General features: G+C 69.3%; 8 protein-coding genes. 5 read left to right on the top strand and 3 right to left on the bottom strand.

The window, feature by feature from the left end:
- Positions 1-102 precede the first annotated feature (102 nt).
- From pglW to pglZ, 4 genes are all read left to right on the top strand, one after another.
- The gene (gene pglW / locus ACZ5VC_RS22720; protein WP_469121852.1) at positions 103-4764 is read left to right on the top strand and encodes a BREX system serine/threonine kinase PglW; all 4662 of its coding nucleotides are present in this window, start codon (positions 103-105) and stop codon (positions 4762-4764) included.
- The gene (pglX, locus tag ACZ5VC_RS22725) at positions 4761-8363 is read left to right on the top strand and encodes a BREX-2 system adenine-specific DNA-methyltransferase PglX (RefSeq protein ID WP_469121853.1); all 3603 of its coding nucleotides are present in this window, start codon (positions 4761-4763) and stop codon (positions 8361-8363) included. Before pglW ends, pglX begins: the two co-directional genes overlap by 4 nt.
- A gap of 103 nt (positions 8364-8466) precedes the next feature.
- Positions 8467-12363 carry a BREX-2 system ATPase PglY gene (pglY, locus tag ACZ5VC_RS22730; RefSeq protein ID WP_469121854.1) on the top strand — a complete coding sequence of 1299 codons (3897 nt, stop codon included), beginning with the start codon at positions 8467-8469 and terminating at the stop codon, positions 12361-12363.
- Positions 12363-15287 (top strand): BREX-2 system phosphatase PglZ, encoded by a 2925-nt coding sequence (pglZ, locus tag ACZ5VC_RS22735; protein ID WP_469121855.1) that lies wholly within the window; start codon positions 12363-12365, stop codon positions 15285-15287. The genes pglY and pglZ overlap by 1 nt, the downstream gene beginning before the upstream one ends.
- 40 nt (positions 15288-15327) lie before the next feature.
- Here pglZ and ACZ5VC_RS22740 read toward each other — a convergent pair whose 3' ends face one another.
- Positions 15328-15537 carry a DUF397 domain-containing protein gene (locus ACZ5VC_RS22740; RefSeq protein ID WP_469121856.1) on the bottom strand — a complete coding sequence of 70 codons (210 nt, stop codon included), beginning with the start codon at positions 15535-15537 and terminating at the stop codon, positions 15328-15330.
- 80 nt (positions 15538-15617) lie between these two features.
- Between ACZ5VC_RS22740 and ACZ5VC_RS22745 the strand changes: the two genes are divergently transcribed.
- The gene (locus ACZ5VC_RS22745; protein ID WP_469122130.1) at positions 15618-15875 is read left to right on the top strand and encodes an ATP-binding protein; all 258 of its coding nucleotides are present in this window, start codon (positions 15618-15620) and stop codon (positions 15873-15875) included.
- Positions 15876-15903: 28 nt separating this feature from the next.
- Here the strand turns inward: ACZ5VC_RS22745 and ACZ5VC_RS22750 are convergent, their stop codons facing one another.
- Together ACZ5VC_RS22750 and ACZ5VC_RS22755 are read right to left on the bottom strand one after the other, a co-directional pair.
- A complete protein-coding gene (locus ACZ5VC_RS22750; RefSeq protein ID WP_469121857.1) occupies positions 15904-16947 on the bottom strand; it encodes a CBS domain-containing protein in 1044 nt (347 codons plus the stop codon).
- The gene (locus ACZ5VC_RS22755) at positions 16944-18764 is read right to left on the bottom strand and encodes a GmrSD restriction endonuclease domain-containing protein (RefSeq protein ID WP_469121858.1); all 1821 of its coding nucleotides are present in this window, start codon (positions 18762-18764) and stop codon (positions 16944-16946) included. Before ACZ5VC_RS22755 ends, ACZ5VC_RS22750 begins: the two co-directional genes overlap by 4 nt.
- Positions 18765-18834: the final 70 nt, after the last annotated feature.

An 18834-nucleotide genomic window follows, 5' to 3' on the forward strand; every position in this document is an offset into this window, starting at 1 on the left:
TTCACGGACTCTTCCCATGTACCAGGCAACCATTAGGATCTGCGACAGGCTCGACCTCGGGGAACGGCGGGCCTGAGAGGAACGAAACGAGTGGGGACAGGCATGCGGGAAGGCCGGTGGATCACGGTCACCGAGTCCGAGTTCGATCACGAACACCGCGGCCTGGAGGCGATCCGCGAGAAGCTGCCGGACTCCGACCCCTGGCGCGCCTGGTCGAACTTCACCTTCACCGCGAACACGGGGCACGTCCGCGAGGTCGACCTGCTGGTCGTCGCGCCCGGCGGAATGTACATGATCGAGCTGAAGGACTGGCACGGCTCGGTCACGTCCGAGAACGGGACCTGGGTGCAGACCACCCCCGGCGGCCGTCGGCGCACCCACGGCAACCCCCTGCACCTGGTCAACAAGAAGGCCAAGGAACTGGCGAGCCTGCTCGGCCAGGGCCAAGGAGCCCGCCGGGTGTGGGTCGGCGAAGCCGTCTGCTTCACGGACGACGCCCTGCGCGTACGCCTGCCCGCCCACGACCAGAACGGCGTGTACACGGTCGCCGAGTTGGTCGACATGCTCACGCAGCCCCCGCGTGACGAGCGGCGCCGCATCACCGCGATCGACTCCCGCGAGATCAAGACCGCGCTGGAGCGCATCGGCATCCGCCGTAGCGAGGCCCAGTACAAAGTCGGCCCCTACGAGCTGGAGCGCACCCCCTTCGACTCCGGCCAGACCTGGGCCGACTACAAGGCGGGCCACACCGAGCTGCCCGAGCGTGCCCGCGTCCGTGTCTACCTCAGCGAGCGCGGCTCGGACGCCTCCCTGCGCCAGTCCGTGGAGAACGCCGCCCGCCGCGAGGCGGCCGTTCTCCAGCGCTTCCGGCACCCCGGCGTCGTCTCCTACCGGCAGTACTTCCCGACCGGCCACCCCTCCGGCCCCGCCCTCGTCTTCGACTACGACGACCGCACCATGAAGCTGGACGAGTACCTGGTCCAGTACGGGGAGAAGCTCGACATCCTCGGACGGATGGCCCTGGTCCGGCAGCTCGCCGAGACCATGCGCTCCGCGCACGCCCGCCGCATCCACCACCGTGCCCTGGCCGCCCGCTCCATCCACGTCCTGCCCCGCCCCGACGGCGGCCCCGGCAAGGCCGTCGGCGAGGAGGCAGCCTGGCTCAGCCCCCGGCTGAAGATCTCCGACTGGCAAATCGCCACCCAGCGCACCGGGGACTCCTCCCAGGGACAGGGCGCGACACGGCTCGCGCCGACTGCCCTGTCCGCAATGCACCTCGCCGACGACGAGGACCCCTACCTGGCCCCCGAGCTGACCGCCCTGCGCCCCGACCCCGTCTCCCTCGACGTCTACGGCCTCGGCGTCCTCACCTACCTGCTGGCCACCGGCAAGGCCCCGGCCGCCAGCCAGGCCGAGCTGCGCGCCCGCTTGGAGGCTGGCGAGGGCCTGCGCCCCAGCTCCTTGGTGGACGGCTTGTCCGAGGACGTCGACGAACTGGTGCAGGCGGCCACCGCCTACAACCCGGACCAGCGCCTGCACAGCGTCGACGACTTCCTGGAGATGCTCGAGGTCGTCGAGGACTCCCTCACCGCCCCGGCCGCCGAGACCGTCGCCGAGGCGGCCGACGCCCCGGAGAAGGACCCGCTGGACGCCGTCCCCGGCGATGTACTCGCCGGCCGCTGGGAGATCCGCCGCCGCCTTGGCACCGGCTCCACCAGCCGCGCCTTCCTCGTCCGCGACCTGGAGGCGGAGGCACGCAGGACGCGTCCGCTGGCCGTGCTGAAGGTCGCCCTGTCCGACAACCGCGGCGACATCCTCATCCGCGAGGCCGACGTGATGGGCCGCCTGCGCCCCCACTCGGGCATCATCCGCCTCGTCGAACCGGAGCCGCTGAGCATCGCGGGCCGTACCGTCCTTGCGCTGGAGTACGTCGGTGACGAGCGCGACGACAGCGTGGACGCGGCGGGCGAGCGGAAGGCCCCGCGCCGCCGCGAGGAGACAGTGGCCCGCCAGCTCCGCGACGACGGCCGGCTCCCGGTCGACCAGCTAGAGGCGTACGGCGACTACCTCTTCGGCGCCGTCGACTTCCTGGAGGGCGAGGGCGTCTGGCACCGCGACATCAAGCCGGACAACATCGCCATCCGCATCCGCCCCAACCGCACCCGCGAACTGGTCCTGATCGACTTCTCGCTCGCCGGCTACCCCGCCAAGAGCACCGACGCGGGCACCGAGGGCTACCTCGACCCGTTCGTCGACGTCATCACCCGCGGCTCCTACGACTCCCACGCCGAGCGGTACGCCGTCGCCGTCACCCTGCACCAGATGGCCAGCCGCGAGCTGCCCAAATGGGGCGACGGCAGCGTCCTGCCCAGGATGACGGACGCGAAGGAGTGGCCGTACCCGACGATCGCCGCCGAGGCGTTCGACCCGGCCGTACGGGACGGGCTCGTCGCCTTCTTCCAGAAGGCACTGCACCGGGACGCGAGCAAGCGGTTCCCCGAGCTGAAGCCCATGCGGGACGCCTGGCGCAAGATCTTCCTCGACGCCTCGCAGACCGTCCCGTCCAGCCACCGCACGCGCCACACGGCGACCTCCTCCGAGGCGGGGGCTGACGGCGAGGCGGTGCAGCGCGGCGCCATCGCGGACGCCGAGCCGGAGACCGCCGAGCAACAGCGCGACCGCCTGGCGGCCGAGGTCGCCCTCGACACCCCGCTGAGTGTCTCCGGCCTCACGGGCGCCGCTCAGTCCTTCCTGTACGGCCTCGGCATCACCACGGTCGGCGGGCTTCTGGACTACAGCCGCCGCAAGCTCGTCAACGCCCCTGGCCTGGGCGCCAAGACCCGCAACGAGGTGCAGAAGCGCCAGCGCGAGTGGGGCGAGAAGCTGCGTGAGATGCCCGCCTCGCCGCTCACACCGGAGGGCCGGGCGGAGGCTAAGGAGGAGCTGGACCAGCTCACCGCCGCCGAGTCCGCCCTCGCGGACACCCTGGCGACGAGCGACGCGGCCGGCGGTCTGTCGGCGCGCGCCCTGCGCTCGATCAGCCTCGATGCCCTGGCCACGATCTTCGTCCCGGTCGTCAACAACAACGGCTCCAACCGCAACAAGGCCGAGATGGTCCGGTTGCTGCTGCGCCTGCCCGACGAACACGGGCTGCTGCCGGAGATCGGCGTCTGGCCGAAGCAGAAGGACGTCGCCGCGGCGCTGAACCTGAGCGCGGGCCGCATTCCGCAGATGCTCAAGGAGGAGCGCAAGCGATGGAAGGCCGACCGGGCGGTCCAGGCCCTGCGCTCGGAGATTATCGAACTGCTGGCGGGCATGGGCCGGGTCGCGTCGGCGGTGGAGATCGCGGACGCCCTCGCCGTCCGGCGCGGCAGCCAGCTCGCTGGGCGTGAGCAGCGCCGGGCGCTGGCGCTGGCTGCCGTACGGGCCGTCGTCGAGATCGAGCAACTCGTCCCGGACGAGGCCGAGTTCCAGCACCAGCCCAACCGCAAGGCGACGGAGGAGTCGCTGGGCGCCGGCCTGCTGGCCCTGGACGTCCGCGAGGACGACGCCCCGGACACCCCGACCGCGCCGGGCCTGCTGGACTACGCGAGCCGCCTCGGCCGTACGGCGGACCGGCTGGCCCGGCTGGACACCTTGCCGACGGCCGCCACCGTGCTGGCGGAGCTGGGCGCCCTGGAGATGCCGCCCGGCACCGTCGACTGGGACGAGCGTCGCATGGTCGAACTGGCCGCCGCGGCCTCCGTGAACGCGGCGGCGACCCCGCGCCTGGAGATCTACCCGCGCGACCTGTCGCTGGTACGGGCGCTGCGGCTCACCCAGGCCGGTCTGGTGCGCTGGATCCCGGGCAAGCCGGAGGCGACGCAGCCGGGCCTGACCGGTGAGGAGGTCCACGAGCGGCTGCGGGCCCGCTTCCCCGAGCTGACGGTGCCCGACGGTCGCGGCGGGCTGACCCACGACCTGCCGACCGCCGGCCCGCTGACCAAGGCGCTGCGCGAGGCCGGCTTCGAGCTGTCGCTCGGCACGCGGGAGGACACGAAGACGCTGCGCTACCTGCCGACGCGGGTGGACGACGCGTCCAGCTACCTCACGACGGGTGCCTGGCGGCAGTCCACGCATACGGGCGCGGTGACGCGGTACGCCGACGACCCACTGCTCGCGAGCGCGGTGCGCGCGGAGGAGCGGCTGGCCGCGTCCGCGCGGCGGGACGGCTACCGGGTGCTGACCGTGAGCCAGCGGCTCGTGCGGGACGCCATACGGGAACTGGGCGCCGAACGGCTTGGCGCCGAGGCCGTCTCGGTGACCGAGCTGTTCATCGAGGCCTTGCACGCCCAGGTCACGCCGGGCACCAAGCCGACGTGGGAGACGCTGCTCAAGGCGGACGTGGCCAAGCCGGGCTCGACGGGTGCGCTGCGGTTCGCGGACTACGCGCAGACGGCGTGGGGTGCGGTCGCGCCGCGCATCGAGGAACGGCTCGGCGCCGGGACTGGGCCGGTGCTGCTGACGGAGGCCGGGGTGTTCGCCCGGTACGACGCGATGGGCGTCCTGCATCGGCTCGCTTCGGTGGCCCGGCGGGGTGGTCGGGGACTGTGGTTGCTCGTTCCCCAGAGCGACCCCGCGCGCGAGCCACGGCTCGGGCAGGTGGCCGTGCCGTACCAGGCCGGCCTGGGGGAGTGGATTCAGCTTCCGGACACGTGGGTGGACAACGTCCACCGTGGGTCCGGCAAGGTAGTGGTGCGTAGTGTCGAGGGAGATGCGAAGTGATCGACCGCAAGGCTCTGTTGAACGACCTGAAGCAGCAGGTCAAGGCGGTCGAGACCGACCTCGGCAAGCAGGTGAAGGCGCTGGGGGACGTCGGGGCGCGGCTGCGCGCCGAGTACGACCAGGCGCGCAAGCTGGGGCGTACGGCGGCGACGTGGAACTCGTGGCTCGACGAGCGGGTCACCCAGGTCGCGGTGGCGTGGGTGCTGGGGACTGTCTTCGTGCGGTTCTGCGAGGACAACCGGCTGATCCCGGAGCCGTACCTGACGGGAGCGGACGGGGACCGGCGGGAACTGGCGGAGGCGCGGTACGACGCGTATGTGGAGGCGGAGGAGGATCCGACCTACCGCGGGTGGCTGGAGAAGGCGTTCGACGAACTGGGCGCGGGCCAGGCGGGTCGGCTGTTGTTCGACAGGCGGCACAACCCGCTGTACCAGATTCCGCTGTCGCACGACGGTGCGCGGGAGTTGGTCGAGTTCTGGCGGGGGAGGGACGAGGTGGGCGTCCTCGTCCACGACTTCACGGACCCGCTGAACGAGGACGGCACGGGGGGCTGGGACACGCGGTTCTTGGGTGACCTGTACCAGGACCTAAGTGAGGCTGCGCGGAAGACGTATGCGCTGCTTCAGACGCCGGAGTTCGTGGAGGAGTTCATCCTCGACCGGACGATGAACCCGGCGGTGCGGGAGTTCGGGTACGAGGGCCTGAAGATGATCGACCCCACGTGTGGGTCGGGGCACTTTGTGTTGGGGGCGTTCCGGCGGTTGGTGCGGCTGTGGGCGGAGGGCCAGCCGGGGCGCGATGTGCATGAGCGGGTGGGGGAAGCGCTGGACTCGGTGCACGGCGTGGACGTCAACCCGTTCGCGGTGGCTATTGCGCGGTTCCGGTTGTTGGTTGCGGCTATGGCGGCCAGTGGGGTATGGACGCTGGCGGAGGGGGCTAAGTATGAGTGGCCGATCCATCTGGCGGTGGGGGACTCCCTCATCAAAGCTCGACAGATGGGGTTGTTTGATGGTTTTGAGGGGGAATCGGACGAGCTTGTGACGTTCGCATACGCTACGGAGGACGTGCACGAGCACCCCGGGATTTTGGAGCAGGGCCGGTACCACGTGGTGGTGGGCAATCCGCCGTACATCACGGTGAAGGACAAGAGTCTCAACGTGCTGTATCGGGAGCTATACGACGCCGCTGCGGGTACGTATGCGCTGTCGGTACCTTTCGCGCAGCGGTTCTTCGAACTGGCCAAGCGCGGGGATGCCGAGGGGCGAGGATACGGGATGACCGGTCAGATCACCGCCAACTCCTTCATGAAGAGAGAATTCGGCACGAAGCTCATTGAAGACTATTTCGCCCATAAGGTCGAACTGACCGAGGTTATTGACACGTCGGGTGCATACATCCCGGGGCACGGCACACCGACTGTCATTCTGGTTGGCAAGCGCCGGGCCGGGAAGGGGCGTGTGGCAACGATTCGTACAATTCGGAGTGTGCAGGGCGAACCTTCTGCGCCAGAGAATGCCGAAGAAGGCCTGGTTTGGAATGCCATCGTAGAGCAAATCGATAAGCCTGGGTCGGTGAGTCAGTGGGTGTCCGTGGACGACCTGGACCGCCAGAGGTACTTCGGCAAGCAGCCCTGGATTCTTACTGACGGTGGATTGGAGATGGTTGATCAGCTTGGGCGAGTGAGCGACCAAGTGCTCAAGTCGGTTATTGAGCCCCCAATCGGCCGGGCTGTTCGAGTTGGTGCTGACGGTGCTTATCTTCGACCGATCCGGGCTACATATCAGACTCGTGCCGACCGTCGGGGTCTACTGCCGTTCCTCACTGGTGACGTGGTTCGGGATTGGGCTTCCCGTCCTGACGAGGCGATCTGGTTTCCTTATCTGCCAGGCCTCGATGTCGCGAGCCTTGCGCAGGAACTCTGGCCGATGCGTCGATTGCTTGAGGCCCGAAGTACCTTCCAAGGGGACATGGCGGCAGCAGGCCTGAAGTGGTGGGACTATATGCAGTACACGGCGTCAGCTTACAAGACGCCCCTTTCCATCATGTTTGCATTCGTGGCAACTCATAACCATTTCGTACTGGATCGCGGCGGCAGAGTGTTCAATCGTCATGCGCCAGTGATCAAGCTGCGAGAGGGAGCGAGTGAGGAGGAGCATCTGCGGTTGCTCGGGCTTCTCAATAGCTCGACAGCCTGTTTTTGGCTTCAGCAGGTGTCTCACAATAAGGGTGAGGGCGGCGGTGCTCGTGTAGACGCTGGATACTCGGCCATGGGTAGCGAGGCGTGGAAGAATTCATTCGAGTTCACTGGCACGAAACTCCAGGAGCTCCCTATCCCTCCCGAGTATCCGACGAAGCTTGGCAGGGCTCTTGATGGTCTCGCCCAGCAGCTTGCCGCCACTTCCCCCTCGGCCCTTGCTGAGAAGGAGACCCCTACCGCTTCCGTGCTCCGTGAGGCCAAAGTGCGCTGGGACTCTCTCCGCGCCAGGATGATCGCCCTGCAGGAGGAGTTGGACTGGCAGGTCTATTTCTTGTACTCCCTGCACAGTGAGGACCTGCGGGCCCCCGAGGACTCTGTGCCCGAACTTGCCCTTGGGGAGCGGACGTTCGAGATTGTGCTGGCTCGCCGGGTCGCTACTGGCGAGGCGCCCGATGAGTGGTTCCGACGCCATGGTTCCACCCTGACTACGGAACTCCCCGCTGACTGGCCCGAGCGGTACAAGGCAGCGGTGCGTAAGCGGATCAACGCCATAGAGCAGTCCCGGGCTATCCGGACGTTGGAACGACCGGAGTACAAGCGTCGTTGGAAGACGGATGGATGGGAGGCCCTCCAGGAGAAGGCCCTCCGCTCCTGGCTGCTCGACCGCATCGAGAACCGCGACCACTGGTTTGACGAGAACGGTCAGCCGACCATCCTCACCCTCTCCCGCCTCACGGACGCCCTCTCCCGCGACGAAGACTTCGTCTCTGTGGCCAAGCTCTACGCGCCACGCAAGGACCTCCCCAAGGTCGTCGCCGAGCTGATCACCGATGAGCACGTGCCGTTCCTCTCCGCCCTGCGCTACAAGCCCTCCGGGCTGAAGAAGCGCGCCGACTGGGAAGAGGTGTGGGACCTCCAGCGCAAGGAGGACGCCGCGCCCGACGAGCCGGCCAAGCGGAAGATCCGGGACTCCATCCCCGTGCCGCCGAAGTACACCTCGGCCGACTTCCTGCGCCCCTCCTACTGGAAGGCGCGCGGCAAGCTGGACGTACCCAAGGAGCGGTTCATCTCCTACGGGCAGACCAATGCCGCCACGCCCGAGCTGTACGGCTGGGCGGGCTGGGACCACCGCGAGCAGGCGCAGGCCTTGGCGACGTATTTCACGAACACCGCCCTGACCACCGAGGAGATCACGCCGTTCCTCGCCGGCCTGCTGGAACTGCAGCCCTGGCTGTATCAGTGGCACAACGAGTTCGACATGCTCTACAGCGGCTCCCCAGCTGACTTCTTCGCCGGTTACCGCCAGCAGTTGCAGGGCGAGCACGGTCTCACCGACGATGACCTGCGGGCCTGGCGTCCCCAGGCCGCCACCCGAGGACGCCGCGCCGCCCCGAAGAAGTAGCCCAGGAGGCGGCAGCCACTGAGCCTCGGCCGCCGCCTCCCGCCAACCCGTCCTTCCCGCAGCCCCGTCCCGCGCCGCACCCGTAAGGAGAGCGAGACACACCATGGCCCAGCAGCCGCTCCTCCGCGATGTCATCGACATCAAGGAGTCCATCTCCACCTCGGACTTCGTGCTGTCCCTCGCCGAGGCCACGACACCGGGCGGCGCCGAGCACGCGCTCAAGGACTACGTCGTCACGGAGCGGCTGCTGGAGAACTTCGACGAGGCCCTCGACCTCATCAAAGCCGCTCTGGACGGTGACCGTTCGAAGGCCGCCTACCTGCACGGTTCCTTCGGTTCCGGTAAGTCGCACTTCATGGCTGTGCTGTATGCGCTGCTCAGCGGCAACCCGGCCGCCCGCGCCCGTACCGAGTTCGACTCCGTACTCACCAAGCACGAGTGGCTCGGCACGGACGGCAAGAAGTTCCTGCTCGTGCCGTACCACATGCTCGGTGCCAAGGCCCTCGAACAGCGCGTGCTCGGCGGCTATGTGCGTCATGTCAAGCGGCTGCACCCCGATGCGCCCACTCCGCAGGTGTACCGGACGGACGGCCTGTTCGACGACATCCGGGCCGACCGCGCCAGCTACGGCGATGCGGCCGTCATTCAGCGCCTCAGCTCCGGAGAGTCCGACGACGATGACGAGGACGAGTGGGGCGTTAGTTTCACCTGGACCCCGGACCTCCTCGACACGGCGCTGACCGCAGAGGAGGTGCACGAGGCAGGTGAGGTCCTCAATCTGGTCAGCCCCTCCACTCCCTCCGAGCTGCGAGCACGCCTCGTTCAAGACGCGATCACGCGCCTCTCGCCCAGCTTCGCCAAGAACGCCGCCGAGGACGAGCACGGGTTCATCTCCCTCGACGCCGGTCTCTCCGTCATCGCCGAGCACGCCAAGTCGCTCGGTTACGACGGCCTGATCCTCTTCATGGACGAGCTGATCCTGTGGCTCGCCACCCTCATCCACGACGAGAAGTTCGTCGCCCGCGAAGCCAGCAAGATCACGAACTTCGTGGAGGGTGGCGACGCCCGCCGCGCCATCCCCGTCGTGTCGTTCATCGCCCGCCAGCGCGATCTGCGCGAGCTGGTCGGCGAGGAGGTGTCAGGGGCGGCCGAGTCGTCCATTCAGGACACCCTCAACCTGGCCTCCGGACGGTTCGACAAGATCACGCTGGAGGACCGCAACCTCCCGCAGATCGCGCACGCCCGTCTCCTCAAGCCGAAGAACGCCGAGGCGGAACGCCTCATTGACGCGGCCTTCGAGCAGACCAAGCGGGTCGGCACGCAGGTGTGGGACACCCTGCTCGGCTCCGACAAGGGCACGACCGGCGCGGACGCGGAGTCGTTCCGGCTGACGTACCCGTTCTCGCCGGCGTTCATGGACACCCTCGTCCACATCTCGTCCGCGCTGCAGCGCTCCCGTACCGGTCTGAAGCTGATGGGTCAGCTCCTCGCCGACCACCGTGACGAGATCCGGCTCGGCCAGCTCATCCCGGTCGGCGACCTGTACCCGGTGATCGCGGAGGGCGGCGACAAGCCGTTCACCGACAGCCTCAAGGTGGTCTTCGAGGCCGCCGACAAGCTGTACAAGACGAAGCTCCGGCCGTACCTGCTCAGCTCGTACGACATCACTGAGGACGACGTCGAGCAGTACCTGAACCGGCCCGACACCCTCGGTGACCCGCAACTGGCCAACCGTTGCCGCCTGTTCGTCGGCGACAACCGGCTGGTGTGCACGCTACTGCTGTCCGCGCTCGCGCCCAGCGTGCCCGCGCTGTCCGAGCTGACGATCCGTCGGCTCGGCGCGCTGAACCACGGGTCGGTCATGGCGCCGATCCCGGGCAGTGAGGTCGGCATCATCAAGAACAAGGTCGCCGAGTGGGCGGCCCGGTTCCCCGAGATCAAGGAGACCGGCACCGACACCAACCCGGGTGTCCGGCTGGAGCTGTCCGGCGTCGATGTCGACTCCGTCATCGCCAACGCTCAGGTCAACGACAACCCTGGCAACCGCGTCGCCCTCGCCCGGCGTCTGCTGTCGGAGGAACTGGGCGTCGAACATGGTCAGTTCGCCGACGAGCTGAGCTTTGTCTGGCGCGGCACTGCCCGCACCGCCGAGGTCGTCTTCGGCAACGTCGCCGACGAGGACGAGCTGCCCGACCACGACCTGATGCCGCAGCAGGACGGCTGCTGGCGGATCGCCATAGACCTTCCCTTCGACGAGGGCGAGTGGGGGCCCGTCGAGGACGCCAACCGTATGCAGCGGCTGCGTGAACGCCAGCAGGGCGAGCGGTCCCGCAGCATCGCCTGGCTGCCCGCGCACCTGTCCGCGCAGCGCCTCGCCGACTTCCGGCGGCTCGTGGTCATCGACAAGGCCCTCGCTGACGAGCACCGCTTCGACACCCAGTACGCCGGACACCTCAATGCCGACAACCGAAGCCGCGCCAAGGGCCTGCTGGAGACCCAGCGGGACGCTCTGCTCAAGCAGGTCAAGGGCGCGTTCAAGCAGGCGTACGGGCTCGCGCAGAAGCAGGCCGCCGACGTGGTGGTCGACTTCGACGACCACCTGGTGGCACTGCCCGACGTCGACGACCTCACCCTGTCCTTCGGGCAGTCCCTGCACGACGGCATCCGGCACGTGGCGGGGAAGTTGCTCGCCCACCAGTACCCGGCTCACCCCAACCTCGACCCCGACGCGGCCGGCACCGCCGTCAAGCCCGTCGACGCGCGCAAGGTGTTCACCCACGTACGGGCCGCCGCCGAGGCGCGCGACGGACGCGTCGAGGTTCCGGCGGGTGACCGCAAGCTGATGCAGCGCGTCGCCGGACCGCTACGCCTTGGACAGCAGAAGGAGGCGTACTTCGAGCTGTCCCGCTACTGGGCCGACCACTTCCGGCAGCTCGCCAGCGCCCAGGGCGCCACCGGCGACCTCACGCTGATCACGCTCACCGACTGGACCGACCAGCCCGAGCCGCGCGGCCTGCCCGACTTCCTCGCCCGGCTCGTCGTCGCCTCGTTCGCCGAGATGGATGACCGGGTGTGGGTGCGCGGCGGCACGGTCCTCGACCCCGCGCCCGAACTCTCCGCCATCAAGGACCACGACGCCCTGCGCAGCCAGCCCCTGCCCAGCGAGGACGACTGGGCCACCGCACGGCAGCGCTACGAGACGATCTTCGGGCAGAAGGCGCCCACCCTGCGCCGCGGGCGCATGGTCAACCAGTTCGCCCGCCAGATCCTCGAGTCCGCCCGCTCCCTCAAGGAGGACGCCGCCGAACTCGTACGGCGGTTGGAGGAGCACGCCACCTTCCTCGGCCTCGACGAGACCGACGACACCGGACGCCTCGCCCTCGCCCGGCGCTCCCTCCAGTTCCTGGAGACGCTCACCTGCGGCGCGGCGCAGGGCGGAGCTGGGGCCAAGAAGACCGTGGAGGCCCTCGTTGCCTTCGACCTGGGCGAGGTCAGCGCCGACCGGTACGGCACCTCCGTCAAGCAGGCCGGCAGCGTCGCCCGCGCTGTGACCGAGGCGTCCTGGCACACCCTCGAACTCGGCATCGGTCTCGGTGTGGAGGGCGCGGCCCTGCTCGACTCGCTGCGCAATGTGGCCCGCGGCGACCAGCGCACCGCAGACCTGCGCGAGGCGCTGAAGCGCACCGAGCGGGAGATCCTGGCCCTGATCAAGCGCAACCAGGCGGCGGCCGCCCCGCCGCCCGCCCCCGTCACGCCTCCCGCGGCCACGGACCCGGTCAAGCCCGACGACCTGTCCCTGAACACGCCGACGAGCGACCCGCGTATCCCCTTCACCCAGGAGCCCACCTCCACCCAAGGCACTGGCACGGCAGGGCAGTCCGCAGGCCGCCGCACCACCACCGCCCGTCAAGCGGTCAAGGCGCTGGAGTCGGAACTGACCGAGCTGGCGAAGAGCAACCCGGAAGCCACCATCGAGATCACTTGGCGGGTCGTCGACTGATGACCACCACCGCTCCCGCCACCGACTCCGCCGCCGTACCGGGCGCGGTCCGGCTGAACACCGCGACCGTCACCCAGTACCTCTCCTCCCAGCCGCAGCTCGTCGCCTCCCTTCGGCCGGGAGGGGAGGACCGGCGCAGGGCCGTCCTGCTGCGCTCCGCACCCCAGTGGGACGGACCCGCCGAGCCCGCCTGGGCCGAGGGCCGCACCGCGCGCGTCACAGCCGCGCCGTCTCCGCTCGCCGTCCACGAACTGGTCCTCGACCACCTCGCGGGCCGCGCCCCCGGACCCGCCGTCCTCGTCGTCCTCACCGACCGCGAACAGCACGAACTCGACCCCGCGATCCTCGCCCGCGTCCACAAGAAGGCCATCGACACCGTTGACGGCTGGGACGTGGTGCGGGAGGCCTTCGGCGCCCGGCAGATCGACCCGCGTCTGAAGGACGCCAACTGGGCCGCCGAGGCCCTGCTCGACGCCACCCCGCCCGGCGGCTGGCCGCCCGTCTCCGGCGGCTGGCTCTCCCGGCAGTACGCCCTCACCGCCCTCGCCCAGCGCCGCCTCCGCCTCGGCCGCTACGACACCGACAGCACCATCGCCCCCGCCCAGCGGCCCGGTGACGAACGGCTCGACGCACAGGCCCTGCTGGACTGGTCCACGCGCGCGGGCGGCCCCGAACGGCTCCTCGGACTGCGCGGCCCCGAACGGACCGGACTCGCCGCCTTCCTTGGCGAGGACGACCAGGCCGGACTCGCCGGGCGCGCCCTCCTCGCCCTCGTCGACGCCGAACGCGGAGCCGACGCGGTCGCCTTCGGCCTGGTGTGTGCGGCTCTGTGGGAGCACGCCGAGCCCGCTCCCGAGACATATCAGGCCCGCGGCCGAGCCGAGCGCTACTTCGGAGACCGGCCTCCGGCCACCGGTGACCAGCTGGACACGCTGGTGTCCGTCTTCGGCCGGGCCGCCGAGAAGTACGTCGTCGCCCTGCTCGCCACCGGCCACCGGACCGCCGGCACGACGGACCCGGACCGGGCGCGCGAGGCCCGCCGCCTGATCGGCATCGTCCTCGACCGGGCGGCGGCCCTGGCCCGGCAGTTCGGTGCGGAGAAGGCCGTCGAGTCCAGCCCGGTGATGACCGGTGGGCTGGAGGCCCGGTTCACCGCCGTGGGACGTGCCCTCGCCATTGCCATCGACACTGACGCGGTGACGGACGCCGTACGGCACCTGGCGGAGCACGAACTCGCCGGTGACCCGGAGGAGTCCGCCCGTATCGAACGGGCCCGGATGGGCCAGCGACTCGCCCGCTGGCTGGCCACTGAATTGCCCGCCGAGTCACCCACCGTGGGCGACGCCATAAAGCGGCACGTCTCCGAGACCGGCTGGGTCGACCTGGCCCTCGAACACATCGAGGCCGGCGGCGACCCCGACCCGGTGCTGAAGGCCGCGTATGATGCTCTCGGCACCCGGGTCCGTGAACGACGCCGCGCGATCGACGCCTCCTTCGCCCGCGCGCTCGCCGTCTGGACCGAGTCCGGCACCCAGCCAGGCGCGATGCTGACCGTGGAGACTTTCCTCGACCAGGTGGTGAAGCCCGTTGTCCACCACGGCGAGGGACGGCGCGTGCTGCTCCTCGTCCTCGACGGCATGAGCGCCGCCATCGCCAACGAACTCGCTGAGGAACTGCGCCGTACCTGGGCCGAGTTCGACCCGCTGCCCCATGGCGGGCCGCAGCGTCGTGCCATGGCTGCCGCACTGCCCACCCTGACCACCGTCTCCCGCACCTCGCTGTTCGCGGGTCGGCTGATGAAGGGCACCCAGGCCGACGAGAAGCGGTTGTTCCCGGCGCACAAGCTATGGGGCGGCGCTCCGGCCGCCGTCTTCCACAAGGACGACCTGCGCGCCGAGCAGGCCGGGGACACCTTCGGTCCCGCCCTCACCGAAGCGCTCACCGACGGCAAGACACACGTCGCGGTCGTCCTCAACACCATCGACGACCGGCTCGCCAAGGAGCAGAAGCTCGGCGACGGCGCCTGGCACGTCGATCATGTCGCCGGGCTTCGTGACCTGTTGCGGGTGGCTGCCGCCCAGGGCATGGCGGTCATCCTCACCAGCGACCACGGGCACGTCGTCGACCGGCATGGTCTGCGGGTGGAGGCGGCGGAACCGCCGTCCGCCCGGCACCGTCTCCCCGGCGGTGGCCCGCTCGCCGAGCAGGAGATCACGCTGTCCGGTCCCCGGGTCGTCTGGCCCGAGCCCGGTGCGACCATCGTCGCCCTGTGGGACGCCGACTCCCGCTACACCTCGCTCAAGGCCGGCTACCACGGCGGCGCGTCGCTCGCCGAGTTCACCATCCCGGTACTGGCCTTCCTGCCCTTCGGCGCGGAACCGCCCCGGGGATGGCGCGAGTTGGGGGAGCAGCGGCCCGAGTGGTGGTCCACCGGCACGCGGACCGCTGATCCTGTCGCGGCCAGTCCGGTGGCCCCGGCCGCTGCCCCGGCGAAGAGGACGACGGCCAAGCCGAAGAAGGAACAGGCCGAACTCGCGAAGACCCACGACGCCCTCTTCGACGTGGCCGTCACTGCGGGGGGCGACGACACGCTCGTCACCCCCACCGTGGTCTCCCCGGACGAGACCTTGGTCAACGGCCTCCTCGCCTCGGAGACCTACCAGGCCCAGCTCGGACTCCTGGCCCGCAAGCCGCCGCAGGAACAGATCAGGAAGGCCCTCGCGACCCTCGTCGACGCGGGCACCCTCCCGGTCACCGCCCTCGCCCAGCGCGTCGGCCTGCCGCCCACACGGGGCGACGGCTTCGCGGCCGTCCTGCGGCAGCTCCTCAACTACGACGGGGTCCAGGTCCTGGAAACCCTCCCCGACGGTCGCACGCTTCGGTTGCACACGGCCCTGCTGAGGGACCAGTTCGAGCTGCAGTAAAGCTGAGGCGGTCCGCCTGCCTGCACGGAGGAGACGTTCGTCAGAAGGCGGATTCATGCCCGGCGTAGGCAGCGAACGCGGCCCACTGCTCTGCGGAGAAGGTAAGCGAGGCCGCCAGGGGCTTCTTTGAGTCCCGGATGTGAACGGTGGCGGATGTGGTGGCGAATTCTGCGCGGTCGCCGCCCCCCGAGCCGCTGTAGCTGCTCTTGCGCCAGTGGAGCTGGCCCTCCGCCGCACCCGGTGTGAGCATCAACGTTCATGCTGTGGTCTCCCCCGCCAGTCCCCTGAGGAAGCGTACGGATTCCTTGGGGTTCAACGCCTGCGAACGCGATCACTCACGGCCGGCTGCCCGGCCGGGACTTCCGTCTGTCGCTTGCACGTCTCCCGGGCGACGTCCGTATCGAGGTCGTGGACACCCGCCCGGAACGCCTCCCGAAGGCGGCCGCCACGCCCATCAGCCCCGACGCGCTGGAAGCGGAGACGGGCCGGGGCCTGCTCCTCGTCGCCGCGTACGCCGACAAGTGGGGCTGCCAGACGCGAGACGCCCACACGAAGACCGTGTGGGCGGAGATCACGCACCCGACGTGAGCCTGCTGATCCGGCGGGGACTGCGCGATCAGGAGACGAACGCCCGCAGCAGCGCGGCGAAGGCGGTCAGCTCCTCGATCATCTGCTTGGGGAGCGGCTTCTCGTCGAAGTGGGCGATCCGGTTACGGATGTCCTTCACCCGCTTCAGACGGCCGATGAACTGCTCACGGGGCATGTTCGGCCACTTCAGGGACTCCCAGTTGAGATCGGCGCGCTCGGCCAGCGACTGCTTCGTCTGGTCGCCGTCCAGGAGCCTCAGGTAGTCGCCGAACATCAGGTCCGACACCTGGCCGGTGCGGTGTTCTGGCTTCTTGTTCGTCTGGACGGCTTTGACGGACTCCTCGTCCAGGGCCGCGCCCAGACAGCGGCGCAGCAGGGACTCGATCTCCCCGACGATGAAGAAGGGCCTTGCCGACCCCTCGAAGCGCTCCGTGACGTCCGCGGCGGTGACGATGCCCGACAGGCAGCCGTCGTCGCCGCGCACGAGCAGGTAGCCGTGCTCCTTGACCACCGGGAGAGCCGCGAAGAGTTCCTGTCGCGCGTCAGCGACCGGGAGGGAGTCCTTCTCCATGGCGTTCTCCAGTGTGGCGGACTTGCCCGCCTCGTACATCCTGGCCACGGAACCCCAGGTGACCACGCCGTGGATCTGCGCCATGCCGGTGGTCACCGGCACCTGGGAGAAACTCTCGGTACGCATCAGGAAGGTGGCGTGTGCCAGGGAGTTGCCCAGGGTGACGCCGCGCACGCCCCGCTTGGCCGAAGGAATGTCACCGAGCAGCAGCCGCTGGGGAAGCGAGGGGAGGGCCTCGTCCGCCTCCTCCCCGGCGTCGCTCTCGACGGGCCCGGGCTGCGCGGGGACGGAGGCGATGGGGACCACGTCGACACTGTTGCGCAGTCCGCAGACCGCGAAGTCCGGCAGCGTCGTCAGCCCCGAGTCCGCCAGCGCCTGCGAGATCAGGTGCACCGTGCGGTGGTCGCGGACCCGTACCTGGAACAGGTCGAGGATCTCCTGCACGGGCACGGTGCTGCCCTTGAGCGCTGCGAGATCCTTCTCACTGGGCCTGGTGGTCATCGGGCGTCGCCCTCCGACAGGTCACGGAGCATGGTGCGCTTGCCCATGGCGGACTGCACCAGGTCCTGCAACTGCCGGGAGCGATCGGTGTAGAAGCGCTTGTAGTCGCTCTCGCGCAGCGTCTCCGGATCGATCAGGTGGGTGGCGACCACGTCGTCGAACCACTCGGGGCGCATGTCGGAGGCGGCGATCAGGGTGGAGAGGTAGGACGACGGTGCCCCCATCATGTCCATCGTGGCACGGTAGGACAGCGGGGTCTTGTTCACGATGGAATTCGTCGGCAGACCTTGGCTGTTGCCCCGACGGAACCAGGCCTTGGGGAAGATCTGCCGGACGTCCACGCTGTACTCGTCGAGCCGCCCGGGGCTGAGCGGGGCGTCCGTGTAGTGCCAGTCCACCGCGCCCTGCTTGATCAGCAGTGCGTAGATCCCCTTGTAGGCGGCGCTGTTGCGGGTGGTGAGGCCGTCGAGCCGCTCGGCGAAGAAGAAGGCGTCCGTGACCGTGTCGGGTGCGCGGTCCTCCTGCCGGATCCAGTCGACGAGCTGCTCGACGTCCCGGGTGAAGCGCGTCTCGGTCGAGCCGCCGTACATCTCACCCAGTACCCCGCACCAGTACCACTGCTCGATCTTCTCCTCCGGCCCCAGGCCCTCCATTTCGTCGCCGCCGAGAATGGCGCGGACGGCCGCGAGCGGAACGAGCTGTGTCTTGTACGGCAGGTCGTTGGGCCGGACGATGCACTGCCGCTCCAGGAAATCGCCCACCCAGGCGAAGGCCTCGGCCAGTTCGGGCGCCAGGCGGACGAAGTCGGCCAGCGGGAGGTCCAGCAGGTCGCGCCGCTTGCAGGACACCGCGGCCCCGACACCCGCCTCCTTGCGCTCCCAGGTGCGTACCAGGGCGATGGCCTGCAGGAAGTCGATGCTGCTCAGGCCGTTCTCCAGGCCGCTGTCCAGCCGGCCGAAGACCGGGTACTTCGACGCCAGCGCCTGCTTGATCTCCCGCCACACCTCGGGAAGCTGGTAGTAGTCGCCGGTCCGTTCCACGTACTCGGGGTCGCCGGCGTAGGTGGCGGTGAGCAGTTCGAAGACATTCAGGGGCACGCCGCCGGTGTTGACGCGCTCGAACACCGCGCAGACGGCGTCCATGGAGGTGGAGGCGGCCAGCCGGATCATCGGGACTTGGAAGGCACGGACCTGCTGGAGGACGAGGTCGTCGAACTGGCCCCAGCGGTCCCAGTTCCGCTCCTCGTCCGCTTTGATGTAGTTCCTCTTCCACTGGTTGACACGCTGGGCGTCGAAGACGAGGTGCAGCGGGAAGAGACCCGCCGCGCACTCGGCCTCCTCGGTGCGCAGATCCAGGACCACCGTGCGGTTGAAGTCGGTGCGGAGAACCTTGTCCGCCGGGACGGACAGGATCGCCTCGTCGCGGTCGGCGGACGGTCCGACGGCCTTCTCGATGTCGACGTAGTACCAGCGCTCGATGGGCTTGCCGCGGGAGTCCGACGTCTCCACCGGGGCGTCCAGCCACAGTGCCTGGAAGAGTGAGGTGAGGCGCTGCTGTCCGTCCAGCAGCAGGAGGTCCGCCTTGGGATCGCCCTCGGGGCGGGCCCCGGTGAGCGTGCGGGAACGGAAGCGGGTGGCACCACCGGTCTGCAGCGTCATCACCACGCCGAGCGGGTAGTCAAGCGTCACCGTCGCGATGATCGCCCTGATCCGGTCGTCGTCCCACTTCCAATTCCGTTGGAAGTCGGGCAGTTGTAATGCCCCGGATGCGACATCCGCGAGTACGTCCTTGAGTTTCACGTTGTCCAGTGCCGCCATGTGTCTCTCTTCTCGCCCTGCCGCGCGTACGGAGAGTGATTCCAGCAGCGCTCTGCGGTGACCGTCAACC

The sequence above is a fragment of the Streptomyces sp. NPDC033174 genome (assembly GCF_055577795.1).